Source organism: Actinomadura bangladeshensis, from assembly GCF_004348335.1.
Classification (GTDB): Bacteria; Actinomycetota; Actinomycetes; order Streptosporangiales; family Streptosporangiaceae; genus Spirillospora; species Spirillospora bangladeshensis.
Genome location: NZ_SMJW01000024.1, coordinates 1 through 21,199, shown reverse-complemented (window position 1 = coordinate 21,199; position 21,199 = coordinate 1). Strand labels below are relative to the sequence as shown.

Genomic DNA, 21,199 nt, shown 5'->3' with positions numbered 1-21,199 from the left:
ACGTCACCCTTTATGGGGCTTCGAGCGGAGCTCGTCCTTTGAATGGTGGTGGGTGGGGGTGGAGGACGGTATGTCCCCGCAGGTCAGGAGGACTATCGGACGGCGTCCACCGAGTTGGCCGCGCCGTTGCGGGTCACGTAGTCGCCCACCCGGTCCTCCCGGACGGCGGTGAAGAGCGCCCGCACGCCATCATCGTCCAGGAGTACGACACTCTGCCCGTCGCGCTCGGCCGGCCGCGCGACCGGGGTGGTCAGGTACTCCATCAGCGACGTCTTCAGCAGCCGGTGCGCGAGCCCGCGCAGCGTGCCGGCGGTCACCGAGTCGTCCACGCTCACCGAGCGGGTCACCGCCCGGATGAACCGGTCGATCTTGAGCGGGTTGCGGGTGTCGAGGGCCTTGGCCGCGAGCGCGTGCAGGAACGCCTGCTGCCGCTTGATCCGGTCCAGGTCGCCGGCCGGCAGGTTCCAGCGCTGCCGGACGAAGTCGAGCGCCTCCGTGCCGTCCAGGTGCTGGTGCCCGGCCTTCCAGTGCCGGTCGTGCATCGGGTCGAAGGTGTCCTCGGTGATGGTGACGTCGACGCCGCCGAGCGCGTCCGTCATCTTCACGAACCCGCCGAAGTCGAGGCTGGCGTAGTGGTCGATCCGGACGTGCGTGAGCCCCTCCACCGTGCGGACCAGCAGCGACGGCCCGCCGTACGCGAAGGCCGCGTTGATCTTCGTGGTGCCGTGCCCGGGGACGGGCACCCAGCCGTCCCGCGGGATGGAGATCAGCGACACCCGGTCGCCGCGCCCCGACAGGTGCACCAGCATGATCGTGTCGGCCCGCGCGCCCATCGACGGGATGTCGGCGCGCCGGTCGGACCCGATCAGCAGCCAGTTCTCCCCGCGCCCGGAGGCCGACGGCCGCCCGGCCCCGGTGGGCAGCGCCCCCGCGACCCGCTGGACCTCCCCGTTGTACGCGCGTTGCAGCAGGTAGAGTCCGCCCGCGAGCAGCACCAGCACGCCCAACGCCAGCCCTCCGCAGCCGATGACGACCCGGCGCCGACTCCTGTTCCGCAGCATGCCGCCCACACTGCCGCCGCGGCCGTTGCGAGCCGCCGCGCCGCGCGCCCGCCGACCGAGTCTTTGACCCCTCGCGGGTTCGTGTTAACGAGCGAAACACCGCCGGGCGCCATTGACCGGCGGTGTCTCTGACTCGGGGGTCAGCCCTTCAGGGCGATCTCGAGCTGGTCCAGGGCCCAGTCGAGGTCCTCGCGCTCGATGATCAGCGGGGGCGCCAGGCGGAGGGTGGTCTCGTGGGTCTCCTTGGCCAGGACGCCGAGGTCCATGAGGCGCTCGCTGACCGGGCGGGCCTTGCCGTGCAGTTCGACGCCGGCCCACAGGCCGCGGCCGCGGACCTCGCGGACGAGGTCGCTCGGCAGGTGGCCGAGGCGCTCGTGCATGTGCGCGCCGAGGGTGCGGGAGCGCTCCTGGAACTCGCCGGTCCTGAGCATCGCGATGACCTCGCGGCCGATGGCGCAGGCGAGCGGGTTGCCGCCGAACGTCGAGCCGTGCTGGCCCGGCTTGAAGACCCCGAGGACGTCGCGGTCGGCGACGACGGCGGAGACCGGCATGATGCCGCCGCCGAGGGCCTTGCCGAGGACGTAGACGTCGGGGACGACGCCCTCGTGCTCGACGGCGAACGTGGTGCCGGTACGGCCGAGGCCCGACTGGATCTCGTCCGCGATCATCAGCGAGCCGCCCGCGGTGCACAGGTCGCGGACCGCGCGCAGGAACCCGCTCGGCGGGACGTTCACGCCGGCCTCGCCCTGGATCGGCTCGATCAGCACGCCGACCGTGGAGCCGTCCATCGCGGCCTTGAGCGCCTCGGCGTCCCCGTACGGGACGGTCCGGAAGCCGGGCGTGTAGGGGCCGTAGGAGTCGCGGGCGTCCGGATCGGTGGAGAAGCTGATGATCGTGGTGGTGCGGCCGTGGAAGTTGCCCTCGAACGTGATGATGTTCGCCTGGTCGGCCGGGACGCCCTTGACCTCGTAGCCCCACTTGCGGGCGGTCTTCAGGGCGGTCTCGACGGCCTCGGCGCCGCTGTTCATCGGCAGGACCATGTCCTTGCCGCACAGCTCGGCCAGCTCGGCGGCGAACGGGCCGAACTGGTCGTGGTCGAAGGCGCGGCTGACGAGCGTGACGCGGTCGAGCTGGCGCTTGGCGGCCTCGGTGAGGCGGGGGTTGCGGTGGCCGAAGTTGACGGCCGAGTAGGCGGCCAGCATGTCGAGGTAGCGGCGGCCGTCCACGCCGGTCAGCCACACGCCGTCCGCTTCGGCGACCACGATCGGGAGGGGATGGTAGTTGTGCGCGCTGTGGTCCTCGGACATCGCTCGCAGCTGGTCGGTTTGCGTCACGACGCTCCTTCGCGGCTCGGCCCGGCCGGTCGGGCCGGGCATGGCTGGGACACCGGACGCGCGTCCGGTGCCGAGGGGAGAGGGCCGGCCGGGTCGGGTGGCCGCCGGTCCGCTTCCCAGCGTATGTTCGGAAATGACCGTCGACCAATGACGAAAACCGACTTCGGGGGTGTTATTTGTTGCGTCTTGACGAGCTCGACCGTCGAATCGTTGCGCGGCTCCTGGAGGACGGCCGCGCCTCGTACGCGCAGATCGGCGACAAGGTCGGGCTCTCGGCCCCGGCGGTGAAGCGGCGGGTCGACCGGCTGCGCTCGGACGGCGTGATCAATGGCTTCGCCGCGGTGGTCGATCCGGCCGCGCTCGGCTGGACCACCGAGGCGTTCATCGAGATCTTCTGCACGGGCGCGACGTCCCCGGAGGAGATCTACTCCAGCGTCCGCGGCCACCCGGAGGTCGTCGCGGCGTACACGATCAGCGGCGACGCGAGCGCGCTCGTGCACGTGCGGGCCCGCGACATCCAGCATCTGGAGCAGGCCCTCGAACGGCTGCGCCGCGAGGACAACATCACCGCGACGAAGACCTCGATCGTCCTGTCGCGGCTGATCGGCCGTCCCACCGACGCGCCTTCCGGCTGACGGGTTACCGTTCAGTAGGCTGCGGTCATGGACTTCGCGACCGCTGACCTCATCGACGACTTCGGGGACGAGCTGCGCAGCTGCGAGACGCAGTTCCGCCAGTACGGCGCGCGGGCGAGGTTCGCCGGCCCGGTCTCGACCGTGCGCTGCCACCGCGACAACGGCCTGGTGAAGAAGCTCCTGAACTCCCCGGGCGAGGGCCGCGTGCTGGTCGTGGACGGCGCCGGGTCGCTGGCGTCCGCGCTGATGGGCGACATGATCGCCGCGGCGGCGGTGGCGAACGGCTGGTCCGGCGTGGTGATCAACGGCGCGGTCCGGGACGTGGCGGCGATCGGCGAGCTCGACCTCGGCGCGAAGGCGCTCGGCTCGAACCCGCGCAAGAGCGCCAAGGACGGCGCCGGCGAGGTGGACGTCCCGGTGTCGTTCGGCGGCGTGGAGTTCCGTCCGGGCGACTGGCTCTACAGCGACGAGGACGGCATCGTCGTCGCCGCGCGCCGACTCCCGCTGTGACCTGGGCGCCCCGCGCGACCTGCCAGGACATTCGACGCAAGATCGGCTAAGTCGGCCCTAGCGGGACGGAACGGGCTGTTCTTACCTACCTCTCAGCAACCCACCGGAGAGGTAGGGGAGACATGCGCGCGAAGAACATGCTGCTGGTGCCCGCGGCGGCGCTGGGACTGGTCGCGGGGCTCGCGACCGCCGTCCCGGCCGCCGCGCAGCCGAGACCGCCGATCCCGGAGCCGACCGCGAACCCGTGGCAGATGCGGCACTGGCCGCAGACCCAGCCGTGGCAGCGCGAACAGCCGTCCGCCCGCACGTTCGCGGCCGGTGCGCCGCGTCCGATCGACCCGCAGAACTACGAGCTTCCCGACACGATGACGTGGGACGACTACCGGTCCATCCCCGGCACGTCCTGGGCCGACCCGGCCCGGAAGGGATCGGTGCGGAACTTCAACGTCGCCGTGGTCCTGGTCGACTACCCGAACCAGCCGTTCGAGGTGACGCAGCCGAAGAACTCGTCCGTCTTCGGCAACCCGGTCGGGGTCGGGGACGTCCCGCGCGGCGAGGTCGCCGAGTTCTACCGGGACTTCCTCAACACGCCGCAGAAGCTGAACCACGGCCACACCCTCCACGAGTACTGGATGGAGGACTCCGGCGGCCGGTACGGGGTCGACCTGACCGGGTTCGGCGCCTACACGATGCCCGCCAAGGACCACGAGTACGGCGTGGACGGCATGCAGGGCGGCACCGGATGCCCGACCGGCGACACCTGCGGCCGCGACCTGAGAGCGGACGCCCGTGCCGCCTGGGTCTCCGACGTCGGTGAGGAGACGGCGGCCGAGTACGACTTCGTCTTCTTCCTCAGCGCCGGGCAGGACGAGAGCTCCACCTGGCAGGAGTTCGGCGAGATGAAGTTCGGCACCCCGGAGAACGTCCCGGACGAATGGGGTCCCGGCGACCCGAACCTGCCGAACTGGGTGAAGACCCGCTACATCCCGTGGACGTCGTGGCAGGCGGGCTCCACGATCTGGCCGAACGCCATCTTCGGCGTCTCCTCCACCCAGGCGGAGAGCTCCGGCATGTCGGTGTACGCCCACGAGTTCAGCCACATCCTGGGCATCGGCGACAACTACAACAACCCGTACAGCGACCCGCCGCGCCGCGCCTACAGCGGCCCCTGGGACATGCTCAGCCGCGGCACGTTCAACGGGCCGGGCGGCCCGCACAGCCGCTGGACGATCCCGGCGACGGGCGGCGGGTCCATGGGCGCGCAGCACATGCTCCGCAACAAGATGAAGCTGGGCATGGTGGACCCGGACAAGGTGCTCCAGCTCGACCGGGACGCCCTCGCCTCGTCCGGCATGGTGGTCGCGAAGGTGACGGCCCGTTCTGTGGAGCCCGGCAAGAACGGGCTGGCGGGCATCAACCTCCGACTCGGCGATGGCGGCGACAAGAGCCCCGCCTGCGATACCCGGACCGACCCGCTCTGCGACGGCGGCGGTTACGACAACTACACCATCGAGGTCGTCGACCGGATGGGCACCGACTCGTTCACACCCGACTCCGGCGTCCTGCTGGCGAAGACCAAGAACCAGGACCGCGCGCCGTTCATCTGGGTCAAGGACGCCAACCCGCAGGACATCGACAAGGTCGACTTCGTCCTCCCGGACGGGACGCCGAAGAAGATGACGATCGGCGACTACCGCCAGCTCTCGGACGCCCTGTACCACGCGGGCGCGAATTCCGGCAGCGAGTACGAGTACGTCGACGAGGCGAACCGGCTGCACTTCTACGTCCTCGACCTGAAGCGCGACCGGCACGGCGTCCTGTCCTACACGGTCGCGATCAGCTCACTGGACGGCGCCGGGCCGCAGCGGCGCGGCGTGCGGTTGGCCTCGGGCCCCGCGCGCCCGACCGGCTCCGGCTGGACCAAGTGCACGATGACGCTCCGCAACACGGGCCGGGGCGGCGACGGGTACCACGCCTCCGACGTCTTCCGCCTGAAGGCCGCCGTGTCCGGTGAGGGCTGGACGACGTGGCTGCCGAACGAGCTGGCGACCGCTCCCGCGGGGGGCCGCACCCAGGTCGAGGTCTGGGCGAAGGCCGCGCCGGGCGCGTCCCGCCATGCGCGGCTGCGGCTGACGGGGACCTCGGAGAGCGACCCGTCGAAGTCCGGCTCCGGAACCTGCCGGCTGCGCTGATCCGTTCCCCGGGACGGCCCTCCCCGCGGGGGCCGTCCCGCCGGCGTCCGGCACCGCCCGTGGGTGCACATTGCGCACGTCATGGCGAACGAAAGTCAAAATGCCTTTCCCGAGGTCATGTCGGAGTCGTCCGTAGCGTCGGCCCGAGGTACGTTGCGAACCGTGATGATCATGCAGCGTACAGTGATGGGAGCCGGGCGATCGGGTGCCGCCGTCCTCGCGGCCGGCGCCGCGCTCGTGGCCGTCCCCGGCGCCGCCCACGCGGCGCCCGCGGCGGCGGTGACCGCGAAGGCCCCCGCGGACCTGAACCCTGACGATTTCGTCCTCCGCCGCGGCGCCGACCTGAGCGGGCCGGTCGCGATCCTCGACGCCAGGCTGCGCCGGAGCGGCGTCGACGCGCTGATCCGCTCGTCCGGCGGGCGCAGGCTCGGCCGCGGGTGCGGCGGGTCCGCCGGCGTCCCCGCCCACTCGCTCGTGTACTGCTTCGACCGGGCCGACTCCACCACCCGGAACTGGGTCCCGCAGGGCGTCACGACCGTCTCGGACGCGGTCGGCGGCGAACGGTGGGCGGGCGGCGGCCGGCCGATCCTCGTGTCCTGGCACGACAGCGGCAAGGTCAGGCTCACGTTCGTCGACCCGGACCGGCGCACCTACCGGCACGTCCTGCTCGTCGAGCCGACGCGGAGCGGCTACACCGACATCGGCATCCACGCCGGCGGCATCGCCTGGTACGGCGACACGCTCTACATCGCCGACACCCGCCACGGGATCCGCGAGTTCGACATGCGCCACATCTACGACCTGGCCAAGAGCAAGGCGGGCTCGACCGCCCACTCCGGCCGGGTCGGCCTCCACCGCGGCAAGTACTACGGACACGGCTTCCGCTACGTGATGCCGCAGACGGGCAGCTGGCACTGGGCGAACGGCAGGGTCGGCGCGAAGTGCCGGGGCACCGGCCCGATCCGCATGTCGTGGATGTCCATCGACCGCACCACCTGGCCGCACTCGCTCGTCGCCGGCGAGTACTGCCGCCCGAAGTGGCCGCGGGGCCGCGTGGTGACCTGGCGGCTCGGCGCCCTGGCCGGCGGCGGCCACGCCCGTCCCAGCTGGGGCGCCGTCCTCCCGGCCGACAGGATCCAGGGCGCCGTCCGGACGCACGGCCGCTGGTGGTTCACCCAGAGCCACGGCAGCAAGCGCGGCTCCCTCCTCACCACCTACCCCACCTCGCGCGGCTGGGCGAAGGTGAAGCGCCGGACGATCTCCTACGGCCCTGAGGACCTCTCCTGCTACCGAGGCCGGCACCGCATCTGGACGGTCGCCGAGCACGCGGGCCGGCGCGCCCTGTGGTCGTTCCCCGCGTCCACGTGCTCCTGACGTCCACCACCGTGAAGGGCCGGCGCGGAACACTCCGTCCCGGCCCTCCACATCAGACCCCGACCGCCGTCTCGCACCGCTCCCGTGCCGTCCGGGACGGCCGCCGTCCGACCTGCCCGAGGGCGACGGCGGCGAGCGCGGCGATGCCGAGGCCCGCTCCGATCCAGGCGGTGGACGCGTAGCCCTTCCCCGCGTCGATCGCCAGTCCGCCGAGCCATGGGCCGGCGGTGATGCCGATGTTGAACGCGACCACGTTCCCGGCCGCGACCAGCGTCGCCGCGCCGTCCACCATCCCGAACGCGCGGCTGTTCAGCGCCGGGTTCGTGCCGAACCCGGCGAGCCCCAGCAGGAACACCAGGGCCGCCACCGGGATGGGCGACTCCGCCGTCAGCGCGAGCAGCACGGACACGGCCGTCAGACCCGCGAAGCCCGCATACAGGGTGGGGACGGCCCACCGGTCCGCGGTCCGCCCGCCGGCGGTGATCCCGATGAGCGCGCCGACGCCGTAGAGCGCGAGCACCGCGGGCACCCACCGCTCCGCGATCCCGGTCGTCTCCGTCAGCAGCGCCCCGAGGTAGCCGAACGTGACCAGGAGCCCGCTCGTCGCCAGCGCCGTCGTCCCGTAGAGCCCCCACAGGCGGGGGACGGCCACCGCGCGCAGTTCGTCCCGGACGCGGGGCGCCTCGCCGCCCGCCGCCCCCGCCGGGATCGTCGCGGCGACGCCGGCCATCGCGACGGCCGACATCGCCGCCACCGTCCAGAACGCGGCCCGCCAGCCGAGGTGCTGCCCGACCACCGTCCCGGCGGGCAGGCCGACGATCGCCGCGACCGTGAGCCCGCCCGCGACGATCCCCATCGCCTTCCCGCGCGCGGTCCGCGGCACGAGGCTCACCGCCGTCGCGGCGGCCACCGCCCAGAACCCCGCGTAGACGAACGCGCCCACGATCCGCATCGCGAACAGCGTCCAGTAGCCGGGCGTGAGGGCGCTGACCGCGTGGGTCAGCACGAAGACCGCGAGGAAGGCCAGCAGCGCGCGCCGGTGCGGCCACCGGAGCGTCAGGACCGCGAGGACGGGCGCACCGACGAGCATCCCGATCGCGAACGCGGAGATGAGCAGGCCCGCGTCCGGCACGGACACCCTCAGGTCGGCGGCCATCTCCGGCAGCAGTCCCGCGAGCATGAGCTCGGAGGTCCCCTGCGCGAAGATCGCCATCCCGAGCACCCACACGGCCAGTGGCATCGGCCTTCCCCCTTCATATTGGATTGATCAGTTCAAAACCGGCGCACAAGTAAGGGGCGGCACCGGGCCGCCCCTGGTCAGACCGAGAGCATGGCGGTGTCGGCGATGCTCTGGAGCGTCGCGCGGTCGGCGCCGCCGCGGGCGGCGACCTGGATGCCGCCGACCGTCGCGATCACGAAGTGCGCCAGCGCCTCCGCGTCCTTGCGCGCGTCGATCTCGCCCGCGCGCATCCCGTCTTCGATGGCGGCCTTCAGCACGGCGAACCGCTGCCGCCGGTGCCGTTCGAGCCGCTCGGCGATGTCGGCGTCGTGCGGGCCGAACTCGACCGTCGAGTTCACCACCAGGCATCCGGCGGGATCGTCCTCGCCCGGCGCGACGGCCCACTCCAGGACGGTCCGCAGCCGCTCGCGCACGGACCTCCCGCCGTCCTCCATCAACTGGACGAGCCGGGCGTTCCTGTCGTCCATGTAGTGCGTCAGCGCCTTGACGAACAGGTCGCGCTTGCTGGCGAACGTGTTGTAGATGCTGCTGCGCCCGAGCCCGGTCGCCTCGCACAGCTCCTGCGTGGAGGTCGCCTCATACCCGTCCGCCCAGAACGCCCGCATGGCGGCCTCGACCGCCCGCCCTTCCTCGAACTTCCTGGGCCTCCCCATCCCCCCACGCTAACACGTTATGGACCACCTGATCCAATACGGTCAGTGCGCCGCGGCGACCTGGATGAGGCGGCTGTCGTGGTTCCTGATGAGCACCCCCCGTCCCGGCACGCGTTCGCCGGGGGCGGGGCCGCCCATCCGGAGGGTCGCCCACGCATGCGGCCCCCATCGATCGAGCAGCGGATCGGCCATGTCCCCGGGAGTCGGGTCCGTGCGGGCGACGACAAGGTGCAGGCGGCCTCCGCCGATGTGCTGTTCGAGGCGGAGGAACGCCATCGGATCGAAAAGGTGGTGATCGTCGATGATCAGGTACACGTCATCGCCGGGTGCCGTCTCCAGTTGCCCGACCAGCCGGTCGATCAGGGTCCTGATCTGCGCCGACGTGGCGGCATAGGTCGCGGACGCAACGGTGGGCGGCCCCGGGTGGTGCACGTCCGTGTCGTTCAGTTCGCCGGACGGGTCGACGACGTACAGTTCCTCGCCCCTGGCCTTGAGCGCGTCGAAGATGAGGCGCAGCAGACCGGTCCTGCCGGAGTTCCGATCGCCGATCACCATGAGGTGCGGCAGCTCACCGAAATCCAGGACGACCGGAGCGCCGGTCCCGTCCTCGACACCGATCGCGAGGCGTTCGGGCCAGGCCGTGGTGAGCCGGCTTCGCGGTAGGCGCCGGGGCAGTTCCGGGAGGGCGGCGCCCCACTCGGGCGGCGCGAGGACGTGGATGCGGTCGGCGATCGCGGGAGGCAGCAGCGCGAGAAGCACGCGCAACCGCGACGCCTCCCCGCACATGATGATCACCGGGTGGTTCTGGCGCCCTGCCATCCTCCGGGAGATCTCTTCCAGGGCCGCGATGCCCATCGGCCCACCGGACGAAGTGGTCATTTCATCCGCGTCTGGGATGAGCAGTATCCCGGCCTCCGCGGATCCGCCGGCTCGGGTCTGGCCGACCAGCGTCCTCCAGGACATCGAGAAGACGTCGCCGTGCGGCAGTTTGCCGAGATCCGCGAGCAAGGTGCCGTACAGCCGCGCGACCGCCTCCATCTCGGGTCGGTACCGGCCGAAGAAGGCCAGATGGTGGTTACCGAGACCGTCGCCTCTGGACGAGTTCGCCTCGTCCGCGAGCCGCTCCCAGACCGCCGTGCCGACCCCCGCGCGGGACGGCTCGGGAGTCGCCGCCGGGTGGGCGCGGTTGCGGAACAGGCGGATGGCGGTCCCCTCCCGGCGGGAGGAGAGTGACACGGACGGAGGATCCGTGGTGAAGAGCCGGTCTGCGATCGTCTTGTGCACCGTCTTTATGTCGAGGTCGGCGGCCTCGCCGGCGATCCCTTCCCGGAGCAGGTGGATCAGCTCACCGGTGAAGGGGCTGAAGACCCCGTCCGGCGCCACGTGCTCGGCGGCGCTGCCGGACGTCGAGGACATCACGAACGTGCCGCTCCCCGGAGACGGGCTCAACAGCCGGGTCTTCCTCGCGTCGGGACCGCTGGAGCAGCAGTCGAAGATCATCACCTTGTGGCGCGGGCGGTCGGCGTCGCCGACCACCTGCTGCAAGCGGCGGTAGGAGAGCATGGTGGTCTCGTCACCCGGCACGGAGCCGGGGAGGGCCAGGAAGAGTTCGCCGTCCTCGCCGGGCAGGCCGTGCCCTGAGTAGTAGATCAGCAGCGCGTCCTCCGCCTCATGTGCCGCCTGCTCGACGACGTCCATGACGACGTTCGGGTGCTGTGGCTGCTCCAGGACGACGCAGTTGCGGGCCGGCAGCCCCCACACCGACGGATCGCACAGGAGGTTCTTCAGCCCGACCAGGTTGTCCCGGACGGCGGGCAGCTCCGGCAGCGAGCCGTAGTCGGACACGCCGATCAGCACGGCACGGGACCGCGCCGGGTCGGCCGGGCCGGTCGCCGCGTCGCGGCGGGTCGCGATGCGCCGCCACTCCTCGTGCGTCCGCTGGACGAAGCTCTCCACCGCGGCTGCCGGAGGCTGCTCCGCGACGGTGAACCGGTGCGGGGAGCCGCCGCCGGCCAGGAGGTAGGCCGTGCGCTCGTCGGAGAAGGGCAGCCCGGCCCGTCCGACGACCCGCTGGAGTTCGGCGGGTGGAAGAGGGCTCGCGGCGATGCGCCAGCCGAGGAGGGGGAGGAAGCGGTCCCAGATCGTCGTGTTCTCCATGCCGGTCGACGTGAGCAGGATCTGGACGCCGAGAGCCCTGCCCCGCTGCGCCATCGAGAGCAGCGTTTCCCCGATCTCGGGCCTGCTGGACGGGAACGTCAGCGACACGTCGGCCACGACGAGCAGGCGGGGCGGCGTTTCCGAGGCCGGCGCGGCGGCGCGGGCGTTCAGTTCGCGCAGCAGGAAGTCGACGAACCGCTGAAGCCTGCCCGGCCGTCCGAGCAGTTCTTCCTCGGAAAAGCGGACGTGCGGCAGTGGGAGCGGTTCGCCGAGCGGATGTTCGCCGAGGCCCGCGAAGGCGAAGTTCAATGTCGCGGGGGAGTGGCCGGCGGCCAGCGCGAGCGTGATGCCCCGGACGATGCGCCGCCGCGCCTCGGGATCACCGACGATCAACCCGTGCGGGATTCCCGACGCGGAGTCGAGGGGGTAGAGCGTCAGGACGTTGCTGTCGGCGTCATAACCGATCGCGGGATTGCGCGGTTCGGAGGCGGGCACTGCCCACGTCTCGTGGAACATGTCATGGGGTCCGCCGCCATTGAGCCCGAGAACGTCGGACGCGGGTACGGGGCTGCCGGGTTCGGATCCTGGCGGCCAGGCGAGTCGCCCAGCCCGGGGTCCGCCCCGGCGCATCAGTTCGACAATGGAGTTGCTGAGGTAGGGCGAAACGTGCGCGGGCTGGAAGGCGGGATGCGTTCGCCTAGCCAGGACATGGAGGAACGCGAGCTCACCGCTCTGCCCACTAGGCCCTATATTCCAGCCGGCCAAACTCGTGAGATAACGCGGTGGGGGAAGGTCGTCCGGAATGCAGACGATGAATTTGATGCCCTGGGCCGCTCCTGTCTCATACAGCTGAGCGAGGGGATCTGACGAGTCGGGTTGCGCGTCCAACGAGGCGCGGGCCCTGTCGACAATCACTATGAGAGCCGGCAGTGGATCGAGTGCTCGACCATCGGCGATGGCGGCCTGATATTCGTTCCACGTGGCCACCCCAGCGGAATGAAGGATTGCCTTCCGGCGTCCCTGTTCAAATTCGAGGACCCGCGTAAAATCGCTGATCAGCGGCGTATCTTTGGGCATGTCATGAATGTCGGCGACGAAATGAGGAAGCTCTCTCAGATCGCCGAGAGATCTTCCCCTTACGGAGAAGGCGATGAAGGCGAAATTGACGACATTCGGTGAATGGCTCAAAGCTAGGCTCGCCACGATCACCCGTATCAGCTGTCTGCGAGTTGCCCTGGAGGCCCGTATCAGGCCGTGTGGAAGGTCGGGATGGCTGTTGAGGATGTCCAGCGCCACCGCCCCCGCGCCATCCGCGCCGATCACTGTGGGGCATGGAGGACGGTCCCAGCCGTCGCCGATGAGTTCGTCCACCGGCCGGCCCAGCAACTCCAGGAGATCGGGAGCCCCGGCGGGATCCCGGGACGGGGCCGGCGTGAGGAGGGTGCGGGTTCGCGGGGTGACCAGGGCGAAGTGGTCGGTGTCGGCGGTGAGGCGTACGGGGCCGCCGTCGCGGGGGAGCAGGGCGCGGAAGGTCTCGGCGGCCGTGCCGGCGCGGCGTTCGATCTCGGCGGAGACGGCTTCGAGGACGTGCCGGGTGTGCAGCGCCTCGGGGCGCGGGAGGGTGTCGAGGAGGGCCTCGCGTGCGCCCGGCACGAACTCGTAGTGGACGTCGCCGGCCGGGCGGAGCAGGCCGCTGAGCAGGACTTCGGCGAGCTGCCCCGGCCCTGAGCCGCCGAGGATCCGGTGCTGGATGAGCCGCATCACCGGCAGGGACGGCACGGAGACGGCGACGTGCGCGGCGAGTTCGGCGGCGTCCGGGGAGGCCGTGGCCAGGAAGCGGCGGACGCGCTCGGCGATCGGCAGTTCGCGTTCGCGGTGCACCGGCGCCGGGCCGGAAGGGCGGGCCGCCAGGGTCGCGACGGCGGCGGGCTGCGGGCCGGAGCCGGAGATCAGGCGGGCCCACGCCGCGAACCAGCGCGGTGCCACCTCCAGGACGGGGACGGGCACGCCGGGCGGCGCGGCGCCGTCGAACGGGGTGAAGCGCAGGCCGGTGTTCGGGGCGCCGGGGCGGGGGAGGACGGCGAGGCCGGGTGCGGCCGGTGCGGCGGTGCGGCGCCAGAGGTGTTCGGGGAGGGGCTGCAGGACCGCGGTCGGTCCGGACTGCGCCCAGTGGCGGACGGCGCGCGGCGCATGCCCGTTCCACCAGTGCGGGCCGGAGCAGTCGCTCAGGACGAGGACGGCGTGCCGGCCCGACGCGTCCACGAGGGTGCGCGGGTCCTGCGGCGGGGCGCCGGGTGTCGAGGTGATGCGGCCTGTTTCGTCCAGGTAGCTGACGTGCACGTCCTGGAACGCGCCCTGCCGGATCAGCGTTTCCGTCAGTTCGCGGGCAAGGGGACGCCACAGGCGCATGCTCGGCCCGGTGTCCACGACGAGGCCGAGGGTGAGCCACCGTTCGGGCGACGGGACGAGGACGGGCGTCCACAGACGGGTGTCGGCGATGCGTGCGGCGGTCGCCTCCTCGTCCAGTTCGCGGCGGTGCCGGGACGGGACGCGGCGCTTGAGCGGCCGGAGCGCCCGCTGCACGCCCAGGGCGTCCGCCAGCATCGGGGCCGTCGGGACGAGCACCTCCGCCGCCTCGCCGACCGGTTCCGCGCCGGGCGCGGCACGCGGATGGAGACCGCTGCGCCGCTCCGGCGCGGGCGGCGCGCTCGGGACGGGCGTGGGCGGCGGCGGACGCTCCGGGGCATCGGAGGAGGGCGGCGGCGGAGCCTGCGGGGCAGGTGAGGAGCGCTCATCCGCGGGCGTGATGTGGCAGGCGAGCCACAGCATCTCGCTCAGCTCGCGGGCGTCCGGCGCCGGCCCGACCGCCGACAGCGCCTCCCGCAGCCGGTCAATCGTCATCGGCCGGGCCGGTCAGGTAGGGCATGATGCGGTCGGCCAGGGCGCGGCGGTCCTCGGTGTCGGCGTGGCGGCACAGGTAGACGGCGTTGAGGAGCTGGTCGGTCGCCAGAGTGCCCGACGACGACCGCTCGAAGAAGCGGCGGACGAGGTCGTCGCTCTGGTCGGCCAGCGGCCCCAGGTGCTCCCGCACGATCGCCGCCAGCTCGGCCTGTCCCGAAGGCTGCCGCAGTTCCACGGTGACGCATCGGCGCAGGAACGCGGGCGGGAACTCGCGCTCGCCGTTGCTGGTCATCACGACCAGGGGAAAGGCGTTGCAGCGGACGGTCCCGGCCGTGACGGTCACCCGGGAGCCCGGCCCGTCGGCGGTCATGACCTCGGCCGTCGGGTCGGCGCGCCGGGTCAGTTCCGGCAGTTCGTACTCGCCCTTCTCGAAGATGGTGAGCAGGTCGTTGGGCAGGTCGATGTCGCTCTTGTCTATCTCGTCCACGAGCAGCACCCGGGGCCGCCCATAGGGGAGGAGCGCCGTTCCGAGCGGGCCGAGGCGGATGTAGCGGCCGATGTCCTCGTCGGCCGGCGCGTTGTCCCGTCCCGCCGAGTACAGCCGGGTCAGCGGGTCGTACTGATAGAGGCCGTCGCGCAGTGTGGTCCGGCTGGTGATGGGCCAGTGCAGGACGGGCCCGAGACCCAGTTCGTGGGCCACCGCGTAAGCCAGCGTGGATTTCCCAGTACCGGGCGGGCCTGTCACCAGCAGCGGCCGGCGGAGATACAACGCGGCATTGACCTGCTGCACGGCATCGTCCGACGGCCGGTACGTTGTCGCCTGATGCTCGTTCCCGGACGAACCGTCCGGGGACGGCAGCACGGGCTCGCCGTCGAACGCGCGCCAGGGCGGCGGTGGAGGCAGCCGGTCGATGCCGTCGTGCGGGCGACGGCTCCCGGTGTAGAGCAGCCAGTCGGGCACCTATACCTCCATGGCGAGCGGGGGATCGGGAAGCCGGGACGGGTCGTCCCACAGCAGCGTGAGGTCGCGTCCGCAGTGCGGCTCGTCCTTGGGGGCGAGGAGCGCGGCCTTGCGCAGGGCGAGCGCCACCTGGGGCAGGTCGATCGGGTGCTCGTCGCAGATCGCGGCGGTCAACTCGTCCAGGACGCGGTGCCCGCGGCAGTCGCCATGGGACGGCGCGTCGCACGGCGTGCGCGTCCACAGCATGACCGGAATGCCGTTGTTCAGCGCGGCCGTCAGCCAGCCCCTGACCGGACGCGACCCGTAGACGAGCACGCAGAAGTCGACGTTCGCCTCCAGCCACTCCTCGAACTCGCGGGCCTTGCGCGGCGCGTCGCAGGCGATGGGGCGCGGGTCGCTGCGGCCGCGCTCGGTCAGCAGCCGCCAGCGGTGGTGGGCCAGGCCGCGCCGGATCGAGTCGGGCCGCAACCGGTCCACGTCCCGCACGACCACCGGATACCGGCGCATCGGGATCCTTTTGCGCGGGTCGAGGTACCACTGCTCGAACGGCTTGCCGAGCCAGCCCTCCGGCACCGCGAACTCGATCATCCAGTCGCGGTCGAACAGCGCGGGCGCCAGCGCCGCCACGCCCGCCTCGACCGCCGCCCGCACGCCGCGCTCCGGCACCCGCTCGGTGGGCAGGGAGGCGCCCGCGGCGCCGTCGACCCAGGTGTGCACGGTCACGTCGAAGGCATTGCCGAACGTGACCCGCTCCAGCCGGACGATCACCGACGCGGGCCCCGGCCGCACCGCCGGGGCCGCGGCCGGAGCCGGGGCCGTGCCGCGCAGATGCCGGGCCGACCAGGTGGTGAGCCGCCCGCGCGCCGGATCCGGCAGGTGCGGGCCGAGCGCCGCGACATAGCGGACGAGCCGCTCCTCCGCCCACCCTTCCGCGACGTACCGCACCGACCCCCACGCGGACCGGAACCCGCCGGGCACCCGCCGTCCGGTGATCCGTTCGAGGTCGGCGGCGAGCGGATCGGTGAAGCGGACGCCGCGCAGCAATTCCCGCAGCTCGCGGCGCGCGTCCGGGGTGAGCCAGCGCAGCGGCAGCAGGTCGTCCAGTTCCTCCCAGTAGGTACGGATGTGCGGGAGGGGGAGCATCCACCCGAGGTCGGCGCGGTCGCCGTAGCGGAGTTCGGCGTTCGTCACCATGCCGATGACCTCGCCGGTGTCCGCGTCGTACACCGCCGACCCGCTGTAGCCCTCCTCCAGCCAGTCGCCCGGCCCGGTCTTCAGCTCCCACCATTCGCGCCGCATGCCCCGGTGCGGGGACGTCGTCACGGTCGCGTGCCGCTCGTTCTGGTCCGCCCGCCGGGGGAAGCCGCAGACGGCGAACGTCCGTGCGGCGACCGTGTGCTCGTGGAGGTCGCCGGGGTCGGCGAGCCGTGCGGGCTCGTAGGGGACGGGCCGGGCCAGTTCGAGGACGGCGACGTCGCCGGGGTCGCCTTCGCGCTCCCAGTCACCGCACCGGATGACCTTGGCGGGCAGGTCTTCGGCCAGGCCCGGGAATCCGATGCGCGCCTCCTCCAGCCCCCGGACGGTGTGGGCGCAGGTCAGCAGCCGGTTCGCGGTGATGAGGAACGCCGCGCCGAGCTTGCCGCCGGACGGGTGGCCGACCCAGGCGCGCCACTGCCAGTCGTCCACGACCCCCGCTACGCCCCCTCCGCGGCTCCGGTCCCGGCCGCCGCGCCCGGCCGCCCCCACGTCATCTTGACCTTGAGGTGCCCCTCGACGGAAGTCTTCGCGATGACGGCACCGGCCGCCGCGTTGAGCTTGACGCCGAACTCCAGCTCGACCGCGTCGGGGTTCAGGTCGCCGCCGCGCAGCGCCGCGAGTGCCGACTGGGCCGCCTCCCGGACGTTGTCGAAGGCGTCCTCGAACTTGCCCGCGGCCTCGCGGAAGATCTCCCCGGTGCGGGACACCGAATCGAATCCGGGTTCCCGGTCGTCGCTCTCCACGACGATGGTGCCGTGCTCGGTCTGCCAGCGGACCAGTTCGTTCACGCGGGCAAATCTATCAAGATCATGCGATGGGGCATGGTTTGCTCGAGGGAGGGCGGCCAGAGGAGGACACGATGATCACTGTCGAGCAGGTGCGGGCGCTCGCGAGGACGCTGCCGCGCACGTCGGAGCACCTCATCAGGGACCAGGTGAAGTTCCGCGTCGGGTCCATCGTCTATGTCGCCTTCTCGCGGGACGAGACCGTGATGGGCTTCGCGTTCCCGAAGGAGGAGCGCGAGGCGCTGGTGGCCTCCGAGCCGGAGAAATTCCATCTTCCCCGTGAATCCGATATGCGCTTCAACTGGGTCCACGCGTGGACGTCCGCGCTCGACGAACCCGAAATGCGGGAACTGGTCATCGAGGCGTGGCGGATGGTCGTTCCGAAGAAGGTCGCCGCCGCCCGTCTCGGCGGCCTTTAGTGCGGCGGTGGCATCGGGTGGACGGCGTTGCCGGCGCTGCATCCGCCCTCGCCGAGCATGCGCTGGATCCGGGGCGGTGACCACACGCTGGTGCGTCCCGGCGCGACGCGGGCGAGGACGCAGTCGAGCGCGTCCGACAGGTACGGCCTGACCTTCAGCACCAGGCCGACGGTGTCCCCTTCGGTCATGAACTCGCGGGTGATCGCCGGGTCGAGACGCAGCGACGCGACCGCGGCCCGGACCTTCGCCTCGTCCGCACTGCCCCCGGCCGGGACGCGCGGCAGCGCCTTCCGCAGCTTCTTCTCCGGGATTTCGGGAGTCTTCGGCCACGGCCCGAAATCCATGGGCTCCCCCGGCGGGCAGTCCACCAGGCGGGTCGCGTAGTCGCGCCATTCGGTCGTCGTCGAGAACCGCATCTGGAAGCAGCGCTGCACGGTCACGGTCGCGCCGGGGAACGGCCCGGGTTCCGGGCCCGTCCCCGAGACACGGACGACGAGGGCGACACCCGTCCCGGCGGTCGAGGTGCCCCGCACGCGCATGACCTCGACGCCGTCGATGTCCGTCGCCCGGCGCGCCAGGTCCCGCGCCGGCCACACCCGGGCGGTGTAGATCTTGTCGCCGGCGCTGTCGGCGGCCTTCCGCGCGTTCGCGGTGGCCGGGTCCTCGGTCGAGTTGCTCTTCGCCGAGGAGGGGACGTGGCCGCAGCCGACGGCCAGCAGGGCGGGGAGCAGGAGGATCGCGAGTCGGCGCATGCGTCCATGATCTTGGACGGTGCCGACCGCCCGATATCCGCTCATGTACTCATTTGGCGGTGAGTGTCACGGCGATCGCGGGGTGGTCGGAGTAGGAGACGTCCTCGTTCGTCGCGTCGTGCCCCGCGAGGCCGGGCGTGACCAGGATGTGGTCGATCGGCGCCGACCCCGTCACCGGCGTCGCGAACGGACGGGACGACGCCAGCGCGTCGGTCAGCCCCGCCCCCATCAGCGTGTGCCACGGCCGGGTGCCCGGCTCCAGGTTGAGGTCCCCGGCGAGGACGACCTGGCGGCCGTCCTTCCCGGCGTCACGGACGAGGCCGGCGAGCTGCTCGGCCTGCCCGAGGTCCGACCAGTCCGGGGGCGGCTGCGTGTGGGTGGCGATCACCGTGAGGTCGCGGCCCTGCCAGCGCAGCCCGACCGAGAGGGCCTGCGCGCCGGTCGGCCCGCCCTTCACCAGCGGCGTGTTCCGGACGGACGTGACCGGCAGATCGGTGAGCAGCGCGTCGCCCCACACTTCGTCCCCGGCCGGTGCCCAGATCGCGCGCATCCCGAGCCGCTCGGCGAGCAGCCGCAGTGAGTCGCGGCCCCCGTTCAGCAGCCACGCCCGGTCGACCTCGCCGAGGACGACCACGTGCGGGCGCATGGCCCGCAGGACATCGGCCTGCTGAGTGACGGTCATCGTCCCGTCCAGGCCGTAGCCCATCCGCACGTTGTAGGCGGCGACGCGCAGGCCGTCGTCGACCGGCCGCCGACCCGGCCCGGTGTCGCGCCACAGCGGGACGGCCGCGACCGCCAGCACGGCGACGGCCGCCGCGCCCGCGGCCCAGACCTCCAGGCCGTTCTCGCGCCGCGGTGCCGGGGCGCGGACGACCAGCAGGGCGACTCCGAACGCCGTCACGACCGGCACCCAGCGGTTCGGCGTGCCGAGGTCGTACGCGGAGTAGTAGGCGAACATCAGCACGACGAACAGCAGCCAGCCGCCCGCCATCGCCGTCCCGCGCCTGCCGGGCCGGTCGGGGCCGGGGACGGACGCGGCCCACCCGAGGCAACCCGCGAGCGCGAACTGCCCGAGCACCTGGGCGCCGACCGTCCAGCCGGGGGAGACGCCGTGGACGCCGTCCACCGTGGCCCGCCCGGCGGCGAACCCGACCGCCGACAGGACGAGCCCGGCCGCCGGGACGAGGGGATGCCGCGTCCAGAACCGGGGACGGGCCGCGACCGTCACCGACAGGACGGCCGCGCCCGCCACGACCGCCGCCGCGACGCCCCCGGACCATCCCGCGCTGGCCTGCGCGTGCGCCGCGTTGCCCGTGTAGATGCCCCACAGAAGGAACGCGGGCCCCGCGGCCAGCCAGATCCGGGGCGCGCCCGGCGCTTCCGGCTCGGCGGGTGCTTCCAGGCCGCCGTCCGAAGGCCGCCGGGTCAGCGCGAAGACGAACAGTGCCAGGTAGACGGCGAGCAGCAGCCAGGGCACGACGCCCGCCCGCCACACCAGGTCGATGCCCTCGATCGCCGCGTGCAGCGCCGCCGCCACCGCGAGCCCGCCCGCGAAGCCCGTCATCACCGGCGCCGCGTCCCGGACGGTCATCGCGGTCGCGGTCAGCCACACCAGCCCGCCGAGCAGCCCCGCGCTGGCCGCGTAGAGCTGGGCGTCACCGCCGTCCGTGCCCTGCAGCACCAGCCGGGCGGCGACCAGCAGGCCCCCGCCCCCGGCGACGAGCCACGACCCCGGGACGAACCGGGCCAACGGGACGGTCAGGAACGCGGCCACGAACCACACCAGCGCGTACGCGCCCATGACCTCGGCCGGCGTCTCTCCCGCCTTGCCGACCAGCGTGATCAGCGACGGCAGGAAGACGAGCACCACGTCCGCCAGCACGACGACGCCCAGCAGGACGTCCCACCGGATACGCGACATCATCTGCGCCCTCCCGCCCAAGAATGTGAGGAAGTCTCACGTATGGCGGGTGGGGATGCAAGAGGCGCGGATCAGGCGTCGGCCGGCTGCACCGCCCGCTCCGCCTCTCCGGCCGGTTCCGGCGCCGGCCCGGGAGCGGCCTCCGGGGCCCGGCGGCCCCAGGCCATCGCGGCGGCGAAGCAGGCGAACGGCAGCGCGGGCAGCATGTAGCGGTAGTCGAAATCGACCGTGATCGGCGGGATGGCCAGCAGAGCGACCCCGGACGTCCAGAAGAGCGCGGTCCGCGCGCGCGCCCGCCGCCGCACGATCCCGGCCGCGCCGATGAGCAGAACGACCCCGAGCACCGTCCCGGGCACGCTCACCCGCTCCTGGTAGCCGCGCATCACACCGGCGTAGGGGTCGACGATGTGCGTGCGTCCGGTGCCGTGCGAGTACTCGTACACGACCGTCCGCCGGTCACCGCCGCCCAGCACCGGCAGGTCGGGCTTGCGCGCGGTCGGCTTCGTCGGGAAGTGGTACCTGGCCTCCGTCCCGACCGTCGGATACTGCGACCGGTGCCAGGAGAACGTCCGGACGAAGAAGTCGTACGAGACGACCCGCGCGTAGTCGAGCGGCTGGTTCCGGATCGCCCACAGCGCGAACCGCTGCGCCCGCGCGTTGGTCTCCGGGTCGAACGCCCGCCCGTTGGACCACCCGGTCGGCGAATTGGCCTCCCAGATCTGGTGGGACGACGCGGGCCGGTTCTCCTTCGCCCCGTACGGGCACAGGCTCGCCAGGTCGGGGGGCGGCGTGTGCGCGTCGCAGTCGGCGAACGCGGCCGTCCGTCCCCACAGGAAGATGCCGTCCACCCCGGTCATCCCGAAACGGCCGTGCTCCTGCTGAAACCAGGTGGCGTACGCGCCCACCGGCAGCAGGAACGTCACCGCGAGCGCCACGTACGCGGGCCACCTCGTCCGGCGCACCAGCAGGTACAGGACGACGATCAGGAACAGTGGCACGCCGACCGTCCGGGTGACGGCCGCGATGCCGAGCAGCGCGCCCACCACC

General features: G+C 72.3%; 15 protein-coding genes and 1 pseudogene. 5 read left to right on the top strand and 11 right to left on the bottom strand.

Annotation, left to right across the window (positions count from 1 at the left end; genetic code table 11):
* Positions 1 to 92: 92 nt before the first annotated feature.
* Both E1284_RS07425 and rocD read right to left on the bottom strand, forming a co-directional pair.
* Entirely contained in the window at positions 93 to 1,061 is a 969-nt protein-coding gene (locus E1284_RS07425; protein WP_131938249.1) for an LCP family protein, read from the bottom strand.
* Positions 1,062 to 1,201: 140 nt separating this feature from the next.
* Positions 1,202 to 2,368: an ornithine--oxo-acid transaminase gene (rocD, locus tag E1284_RS07420; protein ID WP_243714322.1), complete on the bottom strand. Its 1,167-nt coding sequence runs from the start codon at positions 2,366 to 2,368 to the stop codon at positions 1,202 to 1,204.
* 206 nt (positions 2,369 to 2,574) lie between these two features.
* On the opposite strand from rocD, the gene E1284_RS07415 reads away from it, so the two are divergent.
* The 4 genes from E1284_RS07415 (at position 2,575) to E1284_RS07400 (ending at position 7,106) form a co-directional block, all read left to right on the top strand.
* Complete coding sequence (locus E1284_RS07415) at positions 2,575 to 3,030, top strand: Lrp/AsnC family transcriptional regulator (RefSeq protein ID WP_131938247.1); 456 nt, start codon at positions 2,575 to 2,577, stop codon at positions 3,028 to 3,030.
* Positions 3,031 to 3,057: 27 nt separating this feature from the next.
* Positions 3,058 to 3,540: a ribonuclease E activity regulator RraA gene (gene rraA, locus E1284_RS07410; protein WP_131938246.1), complete on the top strand. Its 483-nt coding sequence runs from the start codon at positions 3,058 to 3,060 to the stop codon at positions 3,538 to 3,540.
* A gap of 122 nt (positions 3,541 to 3,662) precedes the next feature.
* Positions 3,663 to 5,732, top strand: a complete 2,070-nt coding sequence (locus tag E1284_RS07405; protein ID WP_243714320.1) for a M6 family metalloprotease domain-containing protein — start codon at positions 3,663 to 3,665, stop codon at positions 5,730 to 5,732.
* Between the two features lie 171 nt (positions 5,733 to 5,903).
* A complete protein-coding gene (locus E1284_RS07400; RefSeq protein ID WP_131938245.1) occupies positions 5,904 to 7,106 on the top strand; it encodes a hypothetical protein in 1,203 nt (400 codons plus the stop codon).
* A 52-nt stretch (positions 7,107 to 7,158) separates the two neighbouring features.
* Here the strand turns inward: E1284_RS07400 and E1284_RS07395 are convergent, their stop codons facing one another.
* The 6 genes from E1284_RS07395 to E1284_RS07370 all read right to left on the bottom strand — a co-directional run bounded on the left by E1284_RS07395 (position 7,159) and on the right by E1284_RS07370 (position 17,063).
* On the bottom strand, positions 7,159 to 8,346 hold the full coding sequence (locus E1284_RS07395) for a Cmx/CmrA family chloramphenicol efflux MFS transporter (protein WP_131938244.1): 1,188 nt from the start codon (positions 8,344 to 8,346) through the stop codon (positions 7,159 to 7,161).
* Between the two features lie 77 nt (positions 8,347 to 8,423).
* A complete protein-coding gene (locus E1284_RS07390; RefSeq protein WP_131938243.1) occupies positions 8,424 to 8,999 on the bottom strand; it encodes a TetR/AcrR family transcriptional regulator in 576 nt (191 codons plus the stop codon).
* A gap of 42 nt (positions 9,000 to 9,041) precedes the next feature.
* Positions 9,042 to 14,057, bottom strand: coding sequence for a caspase, EACC1-associated type (locus tag E1284_RS07385; protein WP_131938242.1), 5,016 nt, complete (start codon positions 14,055 to 14,057; stop codon positions 9,042 to 9,044).
* Positions 14,047 to 15,018 (bottom strand): AAA family ATPase, encoded by a 972-nt coding sequence (locus tag E1284_RS07380; protein ID WP_131938241.1) that lies wholly within the window; start codon positions 15,016 to 15,018, stop codon positions 14,047 to 14,049. Before E1284_RS07380 ends, E1284_RS07385 begins: the two co-directional genes overlap by 11 nt.
* The gene (locus tag E1284_RS07375; protein WP_165965161.1) at positions 15,019 to 16,704 is read right to left on the bottom strand and encodes a VMAP-C domain-containing protein; all 1,686 of its coding nucleotides are present in this window, start codon (positions 16,702 to 16,704) and stop codon (positions 15,019 to 15,021) included. It lies immediately after the preceding gene.
* A gap of 8 nt (positions 16,705 to 16,712) precedes the next feature.
* Positions 16,713 to 17,063: a CU044_2847 family protein gene (locus E1284_RS07370; RefSeq protein ID WP_131938239.1), complete on the bottom strand. Its 351-nt coding sequence runs from the start codon at positions 17,061 to 17,063 to the stop codon at positions 16,713 to 16,715.
* A 71-nt stretch (positions 17,064 to 17,134) separates the two neighbouring features.
* Between E1284_RS07370 and E1284_RS07365 the strand changes: the two genes are divergently transcribed.
* Positions 17,135 to 17,479 (top strand): MmcQ/YjbR family DNA-binding protein, encoded by a 345-nt coding sequence (locus E1284_RS07365; protein ID WP_131938238.1) that lies wholly within the window; start codon positions 17,135 to 17,137, stop codon positions 17,477 to 17,479.
* On the opposite strand, the gene E1284_RS07360 is transcribed toward E1284_RS07365, so the two are convergent.
* The 3 genes and pseudogenes from E1284_RS07360 to E1284_RS41280 form a co-directional block, all read right to left on the bottom strand.
* The gene (locus E1284_RS07360) at positions 17,476 to 18,231 is read right to left on the bottom strand and encodes a translation initiation factor IF-2 (protein ID WP_131938237.1); all 756 of its coding nucleotides are present in this window, start codon (positions 18,229 to 18,231) and stop codon (positions 17,476 to 17,478) included. The two genes, E1284_RS07365 and E1284_RS07360, sit on opposite strands and share 4 nt — an antisense overlap.
* Positions 18,232 to 18,280: 49 nt before the next feature.
* Positions 18,281 to 20,155, bottom strand: coding sequence for an endonuclease/exonuclease/phosphatase family protein (locus tag E1284_RS07355; protein ID WP_243714319.1), 1,875 nt, complete (start codon positions 20,153 to 20,155; stop codon positions 18,281 to 18,283).
* A 68-nt stretch (positions 20,156 to 20,223) separates the two neighbouring features.
* Positions 20,224 to 21,199, bottom strand: a pseudogene (locus E1284_RS41280) (hypothetical protein); the annotation flags it as partial.

Coding starts and splice junctions, on each gene's coding strand:
- E1284_RS07425 (WP_131938249.1), bottom strand. CDS start 1,061: ATGCTGCGGAACAGGAGTCGGCGCCGGGTCGTCATCGGCTGCGGAGGG.
- rocD (WP_243714322.1), bottom strand. CDS start 2,368: ATGTCCGAGGACCACAGCGCGCACAACTACCATCCCCTCCCGATCGTG.
- rraA (WP_131938246.1), top strand. CDS start 3,058: ATGGACTTCGCGACCGCTGACCTCATCGACGACTTCGGGGACGAGCTG.
- E1284_RS07405 (WP_243714320.1), top strand. CDS start 3,663: ATGCGCGCGAAGAACATGCTGCTGGTGCCCGCGGCGGCGCTGGGACTG.
- E1284_RS07400 (WP_131938245.1), top strand. CDS start 5,904: ATGCAGCGTACAGTGATGGGAGCCGGGCGATCGGGTGCCGCCGTCCTC.
- E1284_RS07395 (WP_131938244.1), bottom strand. CDS start 8,346: ATGCCACTGGCCGTGTGGGTGCTCGGGATGGCGATCTTCGCGCAGGGG.
- E1284_RS07390 (WP_131938243.1), bottom strand. CDS start 8,999: ATGGGGAGGCCCAGGAAGTTCGAGGAAGGGCGGGCGGTCGAGGCCGCC.
- E1284_RS07385 (WP_131938242.1), bottom strand. CDS start 14,057: ATGACGATTGACCGGCTGCGGGAGGCGCTGTCGGCGGTCGGGCCGGCG.
- E1284_RS07365 (WP_131938238.1), top strand. CDS start 17,135: ATGATCACTGTCGAGCAGGTGCGGGCGCTCGCGAGGACGCTGCCGCGC.
- E1284_RS07360 (WP_131938237.1), bottom strand. CDS start 18,231: ATGCGCCGACTCGCGATCCTCCTGCTCCCCGCCCTGCTGGCCGTCGGC.
- E1284_RS07355 (WP_243714319.1), bottom strand. CDS start 20,155: ATGATGTCGCGTATCCGGTGGGACGTCCTGCTGGGCGTCGTCGTGCTG.